The 13,002-nt window shown below is 59.5% G+C and carries 11 protein-coding genes; 3 read left to right on the forward strand and 8 right to left on the reverse strand.

What is annotated here, in order from left to right; all coding sequences use genetic code 11:
- Positions 1-98 precede the first annotated feature (98 nt).
- Positions 99-701, reverse strand: a complete 603-nt coding sequence (locus QMX98_RS12400; protein WP_010457138.1) for a membrane protein — start codon at positions 699-701, stop codon at positions 99-101.
- A 147-nt stretch (positions 702-848) separates the two neighbouring features.
- Between QMX98_RS12400 and QMX98_RS12405 the strand changes: the two genes are divergently transcribed.
- Entirely contained in the window at positions 849-1,640 is a 792-nt protein-coding gene (locus QMX98_RS12405) for a dienelactone hydrolase family protein (protein WP_282410831.1), read from the forward strand.
- A gap of 175 nt (positions 1,641-1,815) precedes the next feature.
- Positions 1,816-2,541, forward strand: coding sequence for a 4'-phosphopantetheinyl transferase superfamily protein (locus QMX98_RS12410; protein WP_282410832.1), 726 nt, complete (start codon positions 1,816-1,818; stop codon positions 2,539-2,541).
- Between the two features lie 73 nt (positions 2,542-2,614).
- Here the strand turns inward: QMX98_RS12410 and QMX98_RS12415 are convergent, their stop codons facing one another.
- Entirely contained in the window at positions 2,615-4,225 is a 1,611-nt protein-coding gene (locus tag QMX98_RS12415; protein ID WP_282410833.1) for an ATP-binding protein, read from the reverse strand.
- Positions 4,222-4,935, reverse strand: a complete 714-nt coding sequence (locus QMX98_RS12420) for a response regulator (protein ID WP_282410834.1) — start codon at positions 4,933-4,935, stop codon at positions 4,222-4,224. The genes QMX98_RS12415 and QMX98_RS12420 overlap by 4 nt, the downstream gene beginning before the upstream one ends.
- 732 nt (positions 4,936-5,667) lie before the next feature.
- Here QMX98_RS12420 and QMX98_RS12425 point away from each other — a divergent pair.
- On the forward strand, positions 5,668-8,562 hold the full coding sequence (locus tag QMX98_RS12425) for a ribonucleoside-diphosphate reductase subunit alpha (protein WP_010457148.1): 2,895 nt from the start codon (positions 5,668-5,670) through the stop codon (positions 8,560-8,562).
- 286 nt (positions 8,563-8,848) lie between these two features.
- Here the strand turns inward: QMX98_RS12425 and flgE are convergent, their stop codons facing one another.
- The 5 genes from flgE to cheR form a co-directional block, all read right to left on the reverse strand.
- Positions 8,849-10,162 carry a flagellar hook protein FlgE gene (gene flgE / locus QMX98_RS12430; protein WP_010457150.1) on the reverse strand — a complete coding sequence of 438 codons (1,314 nt, stop codon included), beginning with the start codon at positions 10,160-10,162 and terminating at the stop codon, positions 8,849-8,851.
- 31 nt (positions 10,163-10,193) lie between these two features.
- The gene (flgD, locus tag QMX98_RS12435; protein ID WP_010457152.1) at positions 10,194-10,919 is read right to left on the reverse strand and encodes a flagellar hook assembly protein FlgD; all 726 of its coding nucleotides are present in this window, start codon (positions 10,917-10,919) and stop codon (positions 10,194-10,196) included.
- A 15-nt stretch (positions 10,920-10,934) separates the two neighbouring features.
- The gene (gene flgC / locus QMX98_RS12440; protein ID WP_010457154.1) at positions 10,935-11,378 is read right to left on the reverse strand and encodes a flagellar basal body rod protein FlgC; all 444 of its coding nucleotides are present in this window, start codon (positions 11,376-11,378) and stop codon (positions 10,935-10,937) included.
- A gap of 3 nt (positions 11,379-11,381) precedes the next feature.
- Positions 11,382-11,789, reverse strand: a complete 408-nt coding sequence (gene flgB / locus QMX98_RS12445; RefSeq protein ID WP_010457156.1) for a flagellar basal body rod protein FlgB — start codon at positions 11,787-11,789, stop codon at positions 11,382-11,384.
- Between the two features lie 366 nt (positions 11,790-12,155).
- Entirely contained in the window at positions 12,156-12,983 is an 828-nt protein-coding gene (gene cheR / locus QMX98_RS12450; RefSeq protein WP_010457158.1) for a protein-glutamate O-methyltransferase CheR, read from the reverse strand.
- Positions 12,984-13,002: the final 19 nt, after the last annotated feature.

A 13,002-nucleotide genomic window follows, 5' to 3' on the forward strand; every position in this document is an offset into this window, starting at 1 on the left:
GAGCGAGCCTGCTCGCTATGGCGCCAGCACATTCGACATTGATGTCGACTGACACGCCGCTATCGCGAGCAGGCTCACCCCTACAGGGATTGCACTTATCAGAAAGCGTAGTTCGCCGACAGGTAGGTCTGGGCGCTGCTGGTCAGGTCCAGCGAACCCTGCTTGCTGCCACCGCGCTCGCTCATCTCGGTGCTGGCGTTGCTGCGCAGGTAACGGTAACCCAGTTCGACCGAGGTGTTTTGCGACACTTGCTGCAATACGCCAACCTGGCCGCCAATGGCGTAGCCGATGTTGCTGTCGCGGCTGAACCCTGGGGACTCCTGGGTCATTTTGGTCAGGCCGGCCGTGGCACCGCCGAACAATTTGGTGCTGGCGCCTACCGGGTAGAACAGATCGTAGCTGCCCAACAGGTTTTCCTGACGCAGTTTAATGCCATTGTGCGAACCCGACACGTTGTCGTAAGTGGCGTAGTAGCGGCCCTCGCTGTTTTGCTGGCCCAGACGCACACCCCAGGTGGTGTCCTTGCCGATCACGCCGTCGGCGTTCGGGTGGTTGAGGTTGTCGTTCAGGGCGTGGGACTTTTTGACTTTGTCGCTGGTCTGTCCAAGAGTAAGGCTGGCGAAATTATCGTTGGAAGCGAAAGCCGCGGTGCTTGCGCCCATGACGGTGAAAGCCAGAAGCAGTTTTTTGAAGTGAGTCATTGGGGAATTTCCTCATGCGCTATTTGCTTTTTGGGTACGGGGCAAGGTTACGCACCCACCCCTGAACTCCCCCTGAACGCACTCTGAACCTAAGCTGAATCAACTCCACCCGGCTGTTTTGATGACTTTTATGCAGGAGATCCGACCATGCGCGTGTTCCTCGCCCTCGTATTACTGGCCTTGAGCGGGCTCAGCCACGCCGAGATCAAGACTCAGGAGATTCCCTATCAGAGCCCCGATGGCACGAAGCTGATCGGCTATTACGCTTACGACGATGCTATTAAAGGTCAACGTCCGGGCGTGGTGGTGGTGCATGAATGGTGGGGCCTCAACGATTACACCAAGCGCCGCGCCCGTGATTTGGCCGGACTGGGTTACAGCGCGCTGGCCATTGATATGTATGGCGATGGCAAGAACACCGAGCATCCCAAGGACGCCATGGCCTTCATGCAAGCGGCGTTGAAAGACAGTGCCGCGTCCAGCGCCCGCTTCCAGGCCGGGCTCGATTTGCTGAAGAAACAGCCACAGACCCATCCGGATAAAATCGCTGCCATCGGTTACTGCTTCGGCGGTGCCGTGGTGCTGAATGCAGCGCGTCAAGGCGTTCCGCTGGCGGGCGTGGTGAGTTTCCACGGCGCGCTGGCGACCAAAACGCCCGCAACACCGGGCAGCGTGAAAGCGAAAATCCTGGTGGAGCATGGTGCGCTGGACAGCATGGTGACGGCGGACAACGTCGCGGCGTTCAAGGCTGAGATGGACAAGGCCGGGGCCGACTATCAATTCGTCAGCCTTGAGGGCGCCAAGCATGGGTTCAGCAATCCAGATGCGGATCGGTTGGGCCATGGCGATCATGGTGGGCCGGATATCGGGTACAGCAAGACGGCGGATGAAAAATCCTGGGCGGATATGCAGGCGTTTTTCAAAAAAATCTTCGGTTAAGCAGAAAGACCGAGGCGTGGCCTTCGCGGGCAAGCCTCGCTCCTACAGGGCTTGTGTCGTTCCGCCATTTCGTGATCGGCTCAAACCTGTAGGAGCAAGGCTTGCCCGCGAAGAACGATAACGCGGTCTACGTCAGGACTACCCAGCCCGAAGGCAACCCGGCAAAATGCGCGACATGAATTCCACCCCCGCCCTGCCCGTCTGCTGCACCCCGCTCGACGCCCATTGGCCGCTGCCGTTTGTGCTGCCTGATACGGTGCTGTTGAGCACGCACTTCGATACCTCGCAACTGGCCCTCGATGATTTCAGGCGCAGCGCCATCGAGCCGCCAGCGAGCATCCAGCGCTCGGTTGCCAAGCGTCAGGCCGAGTTTCTGGCCGGTCGGGTCTGTGCCCGGGCGGCGTTGCAGAAGCTGGAAGGGCTGAGTTTCAGCCCGGCCATCGGTGAAGACCGGGCGCCGGTCTGGCCTGCGCATATCAGCGGCTCAATCACCCACAGCACCGGCCGGGCCGCGGCGATTGTCGCAAACAAGACCCACTGGCGTGGATTGGGGATGGACCTGGAAAACCTGCTAAACCCTGAACGGGCCGAACGCCTGGCCGGGGAAATCCTCACCCCGGCGGAATTGCAGCGCATGGCCGCAGGTCATCGTGATCAGTTGGCGATGCTGGTCACGCTGACGTTTTCGGTAAAGGAGAGTCTGTTCAAGGCGCTGTATCCGATTGTTCGGCAGCGGTTTTATTTTGAACATGCGGAAGTGCTGGAGTGGAGCGAGAGCGGTGAGGTGCGGCTGCGATTGCTGACAGATCTGTCCAGCGAGTGGCGCAATGGCACTGAGCTGGATGCGCAGTTTGGGGTGGTGGATGGGCAGTTGTTGAGTCTGGTCAGTATCAAGGCCTGAGGATTTGCGGTGTATTGAAGGGCCTGCTCCGGGCGGCGTTCCGACGATGAGGCCAGTACAGACGCCGCAAATCTCACCGCTTCTCCTGATTCCTCGGCCAACTCAGGCTGAAGCACGCCCCGCCCAGGCTCTTGCTCTTGCTGATCAACGCCCGCCCGTCATGCCAATGGATAATCCGCCGCACAATGGACAGTCCCAAGCCATGCCCGCCCGACGCCCGGGTACGGCTGTCATCAAGGCGCAGGAACGGCGTGAAGATTTTTTCCCACGCCGACTCTGGCACGCCCGGCCCGTCATCTTCGATGTCCACCCGGCAGCGCTGCTGCCCCACTTGATAACTGACCGTCACCCGCGACGAGGCATGGCGCATGGCATTGCTCACCAGGTTCTGGATCGCCCGGTGTAAATAGCGCGGCTCGGCCTCGACCCAGGCATCGTCGCAATCGGCGGCGGACAGGCACAACCCGCGCTGCACGGTGACGTCGGCGCGTAGCGGTGCCAATTCCCCGATCACCTGATTGACCAACGCATCCAGATCGATCCGCTGGAAATTCAGCGCGGGCGAGCCCTGCTCCAAACGCGCGTAGGTCAGCATTTCGTCCACCAGCTTGTCGAGGTCCTCGATGTCGTGGTCCATGCCTTCGCGGTACTTCTCCAGGGCCTGTGGCGTGGTGGCCGAGCCGATCATCTCCAGGCCAAAACGCAGGCGCGCCACCGGGGTGCGCAATTCGTGGGACACCGCGCGCACCAGTTCACGCTGGATCGCCAACAACTGTTGCAAGTGCTCGGCCATGCCATTGAACGCCGAGGCCAGCCGCCCCACCGAATCCGCGCCGCGCGCCGGCACACGGGTTTCCAGGCTGCCCTTGGCAATACGCGTGGCAGCGGCTTCGAGACCACGCAAGCGACGCTCAAGTTGTCGCACCAACAGATAGACGATCAAACCGATCAGGCTCAAACCAAGGGCCGCGATCAGCACCAACCATTCGGGCGGATAAGGATTCATCTGGTACAGCGGGCCGATTTCCAGGACCCACGGCGTGCCGACCATGCCGGCAAACACCCGGATCGAGTCACCGCCCTTGCCCAATGCCATCACCGTGTCGCCTTCGGAGATCCGGCGGCTCTGGTCCTCGTCCATGTCCGCCTGGTCGACGGTGACCAGGCGCAAGTCGAAACCGAAGCCTTTGTCTTGTTTCAATTGCGCCAGGCGCTTGGGCTGCTCAGCCACCGGCACGCGCACCAGTTCGTCGGCCAGCAGATAGATAGTCGCTCGCGCCAGTTGCTCGCTGATCTGCTGGACTTCTCCCGTCAAAACCAACTGTTCCTTGTCGCTGACCAGCCGATACACCTTCGCTGCATGCGGGCCCGTCTGTTCCACCAGCGCCTGGCCGCGCAGCACGCGGGTACGCTGCGTCAGGTCGAGGTCGGTCTGGGCGAAGGTCTTCAGCGCCAACGGAATCCCCAGCAAACGCTCCCACACCAGCAAGGCCCGGTGGCGTTCGGTTTCGTTCATCGGTTGCAGGTTGTCGGCCATCAGCGAGAAGGTGCCGTGGGCCAGGCGTTCGCGGTATTGCTCACTGCGCACCTGGTTGAGCAGGTGCAAGGCCAGTACGCCAAGCACCGCGACCAGAATCAGCGCCGCACACATGCCGCCGTAGATACGCAGGAAGATCGAGTTCACAGGGTGCAGGCTTCCGGAACGAACAGATACCCTTTGCTGCGGATGGTCTTGATCAGTCGTGGATGCTCCGGATCGTCGCCGATTTTGGGACGGATGCGCGAGATGCGCACGTCGATGGAGCGATCCTGGCCGTCATAGCCGATGCCGCGCAGGGCGGTGAAAATTTCTTCCCGGGACAGGATGCGCCCGGCGTTGGCCACCAGCAGCCACAGCAGATCGAATTCGGCGCTGGTCAGCTCGATGCCGCTGTCATTCAGCCAGGCCTCGCGCAATGCGTTGTCCACCACCAGCGGGCCGAACTGCAGGCGTCGTTGTTTTTCCGGGGCCACCTCAGGGGCTTCACTGCGGCGCAACAGCGCCTGGATGCGCGCCAGCAGCAGGCGCGGACGCACCGGTTTGCACACGTAATCGTCGGCCCCCAGGTCCAGGCCAAGAATCTGATCGGTATCGTCGGTGCGGGCGGTGAGCATCAGGATCGGGCCGTCATATTTATTGCGCACCTTGCGGCAGATGCTCAGGCCATCTTCGCCCGGCAGCATCAGGTCGAGGATCACCAGGTCCGGCTTTTCATTAATGATGCGGGCCGCGGCCATGGCGCCATTGCCCTCGATCGATACGCGCAGGCCATTGGCTTCCAGGTAATCGCGGGTCAGTTCGGCCAGACGCTGGTCGTCCTCCACAATCAATATCTGCCAGGCTTCTTGCTCCACGGTGACCTCTGCTCGCCAACAACACTTATAAGGAAGGATCCGCCCGTCTTTTTGTAATGATTGGGGAGGATAAGAATGCATACACACTGGCCGATTGTATAAACGCCGAACGCCGAGAACACAAGCCGGCAAATGCGTTCGGACAACCCGGATTTTTGTGATAGGGTTCGCGCCCTTAAAAATCCGAATGACTGTTTTCAATCGCTGAAAATCAGTGAAAAACGGTTCGCTCCCGCTAGGTCGCGGCCTACACGCCTGTTCCTTCTTTCACACACAATTTACGCACAGGTTTATCCACAGGTAGTACGTTGCAACACCCTCCAAAACGCATTATCTTGTAGCCCGGCGCCAAAAAAACCCTACATGTAGGGTTTTGGCTTAAAAAGCCTAACCACATTTCAGACCAGAAACTCAAGCGCTTTATTGCTGTTTCCGGTTGAACCAAGCGTGAATTTGAAAGCCCAAACCGCACCTGCGGATGGCACCGTTTTTTGAGGCCAGAACAGCCGGAACGGTACGGGTGTTGCAGACATTACTGTCACCCTGAATGGAATCCGGTTTCGGGCCCTGGCTCGAGACCAAAGACTTCGGCAAGGAAGCGGCATCATTAGCCTTTTCCTACTGTCCCGAAGTTGTTATGCCCGAGGCCCCTCGGTTGTAGTGCTTCAGGACAGAACGGTGGGCACCATGAAGGTGCTCAAACAAACATAGAGAATGTGGAGACACTCCCCCATGCAAACCGACACAACTCGCGAGAACCCGCAGGGCACCTTGCCGCAGGCCGCTGATTCGACTTCGGATCTGTCCGCCACCGCGCCTGGCCAACTGCGCGTGATCAAGCGTAACGGCACTGTCGTTCCTTATACCGATGACAAGATCACCGTCGCGATCACCAAAGCGTTTCTCGCAGTTGAGGGCGGCACCGCTGCCGCCTCGTCGCGAATCCATGACACCGTTGCGCGCCTGACCGAACAAGTCACCGCGACCTTCAAGCGTCGCATGCCTTCGGGCGGCACCATCCACATCGAAGAAATCCAGGACCAGGTCGAACTGGCCCTGATGCGTGCCGGCGAGCAGAAAGTGGCCCGCGACTACGTGATCTACCGTGACGGTCGTTCGAAAGAACGCGCTGCCCACGCACCGGCCGAAGAAGCGGTCAACGCTCACCCGTCGATCCGCATCACCCGCGCCGATGGCTCATTTGCGCCTCTGGACATGGGCCGCCTGAACACCATCGTCACCGAAGCGTGCGAAGGCCTGGAAGAAGTCGACGGCGACCTGATCCAGCGCGAAACCCTGAAGAACCTGTACGACGGCGTGGCCCTGACCGACGTCAACACCGCCCTGGTGATGACCGCCCGTACCCTGGTCGAGCGTGAGCCGAACTACTCGTTCGTGACCGCTCGCCTGCTGATGGACACCCTGCGTGCCGAAGGCCTGAGCTTCCTGGAAGTCGCCGAAAGCGCGACCCACCACGAGATGGTCGACCTGTACGCCAAGGCCTTGCCTGCGTACATCGCCAAGGGTATCGAATTCGAATTGCTGAACCCGGTCCTGGCCACCTTTGACCTGGAAAAACTCGGCAAGGCGATCAACCACGAGCGCGATCAGCAGTTCACTTACCTGGGCCTGCAAACCCTGTACGACCGTTACTTCATCCACAAGGACGGTATCCGCTTCGAACTGCCGCAAATCTTCTTCATGCGCGTGGCCATGGGCCTGGCGATCGAAGAGAAGCAGAAAGAAGACCGTGCCATCGAGTTCTACAACCTGCTGTCGTCCTTCGACTACATGTCGTCGACCCCGACCCTGTTCAACGCCGGTACCCTGCGTCCACAGCTGTCGAGTTGCTACCTGACCACCGTGCCGGACGACCTGTCGGGCATCTACCACGCGATCCACGACAACGCCATGTTGTCGAAATTCGCAGGCGGCCTGGGCAACGACTGGACGCCGGTTCGTGCATTGGGCTCGTACATCAAGGGCACCAACGGCAAATCCCAGGGCGTTGTCCCGTTCCTGAAAGTAGTGAACGACACTGCCGTTGCCGTTAACCAGGGTGGCAAGCGCAAAGGCGCTGTCTGTGCCTACCTGGAAACCTGGCACATGGACATAGAAGAGTTCATCGAGCTGCGCAAGAACACCGGTGATGATCGTCGTCGTACCCACGACATGAACACCGCCAACTGGATCCCTGACCTGTTCATGAAGCGCGTCTTCGATGACGGCAAGTGGACCCTGTTCTCGCCGTCCGAAGTACCGGACCTGCACGACCTGACCGGCAAGGCTTTCGAAGAGCGTTACGAGTACTACGAAGCCCTGACCGAATACCCAGGCAAGGTCAAGCTGTTCAAGACCATCCAGGCCAAAGACCTGTGGCGCAAAATGCTGTCCATGCTGTTTGAAACCGGCCACCCATGGCTGACCTTCAAAGACCCGTGCAATCTGCGCAGCCCGCAGCAGCACGTCGGCGTGGTTCACAGCTCGAACCTGTGCACCGAGATCACCTTGAACACCAACAAGGACGAGATCGCCGTTTGCAACCTGGGCTCGATCAACCTGCCGAACCACATCGTCAACGGCAAGCTGGACACCGCCAAGCTGGAACGCACCGTGAACACCGCCGTTCGCATGCTCGATAACGTAATCGACATCAACTACTACTCGGTGCCACAAGCGAAGAACTCCAACTTCAAGCACCGTCCGGTCGGCCTGGGCATCATGGGCTTCCAGGACGCTTTGTACCTGCAGCACATTCCTTACGGTTCCGACGCGGCCGTCGAATTCGCCGACAAGTCGATGGAAGCGGTCAGCTACTACGCGATCCAGGCTTCCTGCGACCTGGCCGACGAGCGCGGCGCCTACGAGACGTTCCAGGGTTCGCTGTGGTCCAAAGGCATCCTGCCGCTGGATTCGCAACAGATCCTGATCGAGCAACGTGGCCAGAAGTACATCGACGTTGACTTGAACGAATCCCTGGACTGGGCACCGGTTCGTGCCCGTGTGCAGAAAGGCATTCGTAACTCCAACATCATGGCCATCGCACCGACCGCGACCATCGCCAACATCACCGGCGTATCGCAGTCGATCGAACCGACTTACCAGAACCTCTACGTGAAATCGAACCTGTCGGGCGAATTCACCGTGATCAACCCGTACCTGGTTCGCGACCTGAAGGCTCGCGGTCTGTGGGACTCGGTCATGATCAACGACCTGAAGTACTACGACGGTTCGGTGCAACAGATCGAGCGCATCCCGCAAGAACTCAAAGAGCTCTACGCGACCGCCTTCGAAGTGGACACCAAGTGGATTGTTGACGCGGCAAGCCGTCGTCAGAAGTGGATCGACCAGGCTCAGTCGCTGAACCTGTACATCGCTGGCGCTTCGGGCAAGAAGCTGGACGTGACCTACCGCATGGCCTGGTACCGTGGTCTGAAAACCACTTACTACCTCCGTGCCCTGGCCGCGACCAGCACCGAGAAGTCGACCATCAACACCGGCAAGCTGAACGCTGTTTCCAGCGGCGGCAACCACGGTGAAGATTCGGTCCTGGCAGCGCCAGCCGGCCCTGCTCCAGTGCCGAAGGCTTGCGCCATCGACGAGCCGGATTGCGAAGCTTGCCAATAAGCTGAGCCGGTGAGCGCCGCAAGGCGCTCGTCTGGATAACCCCCGATCAGTCCTCTGGATTGTCGGGGGTTTTCTTTTGCCCCAAGGAAAGTGGTGACCGGGCTGACGCCTTCGCGAGCAGGCTTGCTCCTGAACTGGACAGGCGCCGCACTGAAGATCCTTTGTAGGAGCGAGCCCGCTCGCGAAGGGGCCATCACTGACAACGCAAAATTCGGCACTCGAGACAAATCCCGCCCATAAAAAAAGCCCCTCTCACGAGGGGCTCTTTATTCAGCGTGAACCAGCATCAGGTCATCTGAATGATGGTCTGCATGATGGTGCTCTGAGTGGAGATGGTCTTGGCGTTTGCCTGGTAGTTGCTCTGCGCCTTGATCAAATCGACCAGTTCGTTGGTCAGGTTGACGTTGGACTCTTCCAGGGAGTTGGACACCACCGCACCCAGCGTACCGGTTTTCGGAGCATCGACACCCGCCTCGCCCGAGGCGAAGGTTTCTTTCCAGCGCGTACCACCGATGGGCTGCAGGCCTTGCTCGTTGGCGAAGCTCGCGACCGCCACCTGGCCGATGGCCTTGGTTTGCTGGTTGCTGAAGTTAGCGGTCATGACACCGGTTTCGTCGATGGTCAGGCTGGAAATCTGGCCAGTGGCGTAGCCGTCCTGAAACTGCTGGGTACGGGCAGTCGGCGAATTGTAAGAGGTGGTCTTGGTCATGTCGAAGGACAGGCCGCCAGTGGCCGCAACCGAACCGTTAGGCCCCCAGACTTTTGGCGTCACGTTGGCATTGGTGACCACGCCCGGCACCCAACCGGTCAACTGGAAGACTTTACCGGTCACAGCAAAGCCAGGACTGCCGGTCATGGTGTTGACGGTACCGTCAGAGTTGAAGGTCACGTTGGCCGTCACTGGCACAGGTGGCTCGGCGGCCGGGTTGGAAGGCGAACGACCGTCGACGTAGGTGTACACGGTCCACGCGTTGGTACCGGTTTTCACGTAATACTGGTCCAGGTTGTGCTGGTTGCCCTGGCTGTCATAGATATGCGTGGAGATCGGCTTGTTGTAGCTCAATGGCTCGGCCGGGTTGAACGGTGTAACGGTCGGCAGGGTTTCCGAGGAGTTCAGGTTAATCGTCTGGTCGACGCGAGTGGTGGCCTTGGGCGACAGGCTCGAGGTGTCGATTTTCAGGTCGGTCAGCACGCCATTGATGATCTTGCCGTTGTCATCAACGCCGTAACCTTGCAGGCGGTTACCGTTGTTGTCGACCACGTAGTTTTCGGCGTCAGTCTTGAACGCACCGGCACGGGTGTAGCTCAGGGAACCGTTGTCGCTGAGGATGAAGAAACCGCTGCCCTGGATGCCCATGTCCAGCACGTTGCCGGTGTTGTTCACGTCGCCCTGGCCGAACTGCTGGGAAACGTTGGCCAGACGCACGCCGTTGCCGACGGTCTTGCTGCCGGTACCCAGGCGAGTGGCCGAGTACACGTCTTCGAATTCTGCACGGGACGATTTGAAACCGGTGGTCGCGACGTTGGCGATGTTGTTGCCGGTCACGTCCAGTTGTTTGTTGGCTGCATAGAGACCGCTAAGGCCGATATTGAAAGACATATTCCACTCCTTTGTGCCGTGTTAGTCGGCTCTATATACCAATGGTCTGTACTTTGGACAGGGCGATACTGCCCAGGCCTGCGAGGTTCAGCATCAACTCACCGCCGGTCTGGCTGATGGTCACGCTGTTGACGGTGGCTGGCAGGTAAGTCACCAGCGCGGTCGCCTTGCTGTCGTAAGTCGCGGTGGCGGCGAATTTGTACGTGCCCGCCTTGGCCACTTCGCCCGCATCGTTCTTGCCGTCCCAGATGAAGCTGGCGTTGCCGGCCTGCTGGCTGCCCATGTCGATGGTGCGAATCACTTTGCCATCGGCGTCGGTGATCTTGATCGTCACCGGATCCACCGATGCCGGAACCACGGCCGTGCCGTTGAAGCTCTTGGAGGTATCGACCACCGCTGTGTCGGTCTGCGCGACCACCGAGCGGCCCACCAGCGAAGATGCTTGCAGCGCTTGCGACGAGTTGTAGTTGCCGGCAATGCCGCTGACCGTATCGTTCAGCGTGGTGATGCCTTCCAGGCTACTGAACTGTGCCAACTGAGCCACGAAGTCACCGTTGTCCTGCGGCTCGAGCGGGTTCTGGTTCTTCAGCTGGGTAACCAGCAATTGCAGGAACGCGTCCTTGCCCAACGCCTTCTTGCCGGTGGCGCTGTTGGTGGCCGAGGCCAGGCCGTCGCTGCTGGTGTTATTGGTCTTGACCGAAGAGTTGGCCAAGACGTCCTTGATGCTCACGCCGCTGGTGGTATCGGTAACACTCATCTGAGTCGCCCCTTATCACTGACCGAGGGTCAGGACCTTCTGCATCATGGTTTTGGCGGTGTTCATCATTTCAGCGTTGGTCTGAAACGAGCGACTGGCGGAAATCATGTCGGCCATTTCTTCGACGACATTGACGTTCGGGTAGTAGACGTAGCCCTTGGCATCGGCAGCCGGATGGTTCGGCTCGTAACGCGCGTCAAGGTTGCTCTGGTCTTCGACCACGCCCAACACTTGCACGCCTTGACCGGCAGCGTCCTGGTTCTGGAACAGCGAATCGCTGCCGCCGCTCTGGCCGCCCTGGAACATGGTGGCGAACACCGGGTGACGGGCGCGATAGGTCTGGTCGATGCTCGACGAGACGGTTTCGGCGTTGGCGATGTTCGAGGCCACGGTGTTCAAGCGCGTGGTCTGCGCACTCATGCCGCTACCGGCAATGTTGAAAACACTGGATAGGGACATGACTTACTCTCCGCGCAGGGCTGACATCAGCCCTTTGAATTTGCTGTTGAGCAGGGTGAAGCTGGCCTGGAAGCCGACGGCGTTTTCCGCGTAGTTCGACTGTTCCAGTTGGGCGTCCACAGTGTTCTGGTCGATCGACGGCTGCATCGGCGTGCGATACATCAGCGACTCGTCGCCATTGCCCAGGCCTTCGGCCTCGATATGGCGGTTGTTGGTCATGTTCAAGGCAAACGTACCACCCTTGGTTTTCTCGTTCTGTGCGGCGAGCACTTTGGAGAACTCCAGGTCCCGAGCCTTGTAGTTCGGGGTATCGGCGTTGGCGATGTTGTTGGCCAGGACTTCGGCACGCTGAGCGCGGAAGCCCAGGGCTTGTTCATGGATACCGAGCGCTTTATCGAAGCTGATGCTCATGTCGGGAAACCTTCGGGTGACCTGATTTTTCGTAACAGAGACATAGCAAGTGGCGTGCCAATTCAAAAAACCCCGGAAACCGGGGCTTTGCCGGCAGTGGCAAGACGGCAATGCCAGAAAAGCGGCAACCGATTTCCGCCGCCTGCCGCTTTTCTGCCGCTTATCACCCTCTAAAGAACACCACCCTCCCCTGTGGGAGCGAGCCTGCTCGCGATAGCGGTGTAACAGAAACATTGATGTTGGCTGACACGACGCCATCGCGAGCAGGCTTGCTCCCACAGGGGGATCGTGGTGATGTCAGGGCAATCATCGGGCAAAAAAAACGGGAGCCCCTGAGGACTCCCGTTTTTTGATGCGGCCAACGAATCACTTCGCCTGGTAAATGATCCCCGGGCTGCACTGGACCATCTGGTAATGATCCGGCAAACCGTTCAGCGCTTCGGAGGCGCCGAGGAACAGATAACCGCCTGGCTTGAGCGTGCTGTGAATACGCAACAGGATGTCTTTCTTCACCTCGGCGGAGAAGTAGATCAGCACGTTGCGGCAGAACACAATGTCGAACTTGCCCAGGGCCGCGTAGCTGTCCAGCAGGTTGAACGAGCGAAACTCCACGCGGCTCTTGATCGGCGCCTTGATCGCCCAGCGCCCCGGCCCTTTGGGGTCGAAGTAACGCTGAAGACGCTCGGGCGACAGACCACGGCCGATGGCCAGGCTGTCGTACTCGCCGGTCTTGCAGTTGGTCAGCATGGTGCCGGACAAGTCGGTCGCGACGATTTGCGCGCCCATCTTCAACTGGCCCATGTTGACGCGCTCGAACTCATCGATCGACATCGACAGCGAATACGGTTCCTGACCCGACGAGCACGCCGCCGACCAGATCCGCAAGCGCTGGCCGGGGGCCGCCTTGATCGCTTCGGGCAACACCTTGTTCTTCAAGACTTCAAACGGATAGGTGTCGCGAAACCACAGGGTTTCGTTGGTGGTCATGGCATCCACCACCATCTCGCGCAAACCGCTGCGCGGCTGGGTCTGGATGCGCTGAACCAGCTCACCCAGGGATTTGATGCCTTGCTGCTCCATCAGCTTGTTGAGACGGCTCGAGACCAGGTACTGCTTGTTTTCACCGAGCAAAATGCCACAGGCTTTTTCCAGGAATACCCGGAACTGTTCGAAATCCAAATTACCCGTAGACAAAGATGCCGCCTCTTAAATC

Source organism: Pseudomonas sp. PS02303, assembly GCF_029959925.1.
Classification (GTDB): Bacteria; Pseudomonadota; Gammaproteobacteria; order Pseudomonadales; family Pseudomonadaceae; genus Aquipseudomonas; species Aquipseudomonas mandelii.

Bases quoted from the DNA above. Each gene is read 5' to 3' on its own strand.
- QMX98_RS12425 (WP_010457148.1), top strand. From the start codon at position 5,668: ATGCAAACCGACACAACTCGCGAGAACCCGCAGGGCACCTTGCCGCAG.
- QMX98_RS12400 (WP_010457138.1), bottom strand. From the start codon at position 701: ATGACTCACTTCAAAAAACTGCTTCTGGCTTTCACCGTCATGGGCGCA.
- flgB (WP_010457156.1), bottom strand. From the start codon at position 11,789: ATGAGCATCAGCTTCGATAAAGCGCTCGGTATCCATGAACAAGCCCTG.
- QMX98_RS12410 (WP_282410832.1), top strand. From the start codon at position 1,816: ATGAATTCCACCCCCGCCCTGCCCGTCTGCTGCACCCCGCTCGACGCC.
- flgD (WP_010457152.1), bottom strand. From the start codon at position 10,919: ATGAGTGTTACCGATACCACCAGCGGCGTGAGCATCAAGGACGTCTTG.
- QMX98_RS12405 (WP_282410831.1), top strand. From the start codon at position 849: ATGCGCGTGTTCCTCGCCCTCGTATTACTGGCCTTGAGCGGGCTCAGC.
- flgE (WP_010457150.1), bottom strand. From the start codon at position 10,162: ATGTCTTTCAATATCGGCCTTAGCGGTCTCTATGCAGCCAACAAACAA.
- flgC (WP_010457154.1), bottom strand. From the start codon at position 11,378: ATGTCCCTATCCAGTGTTTTCAACATTGCCGGTAGCGGCATGAGTGCG.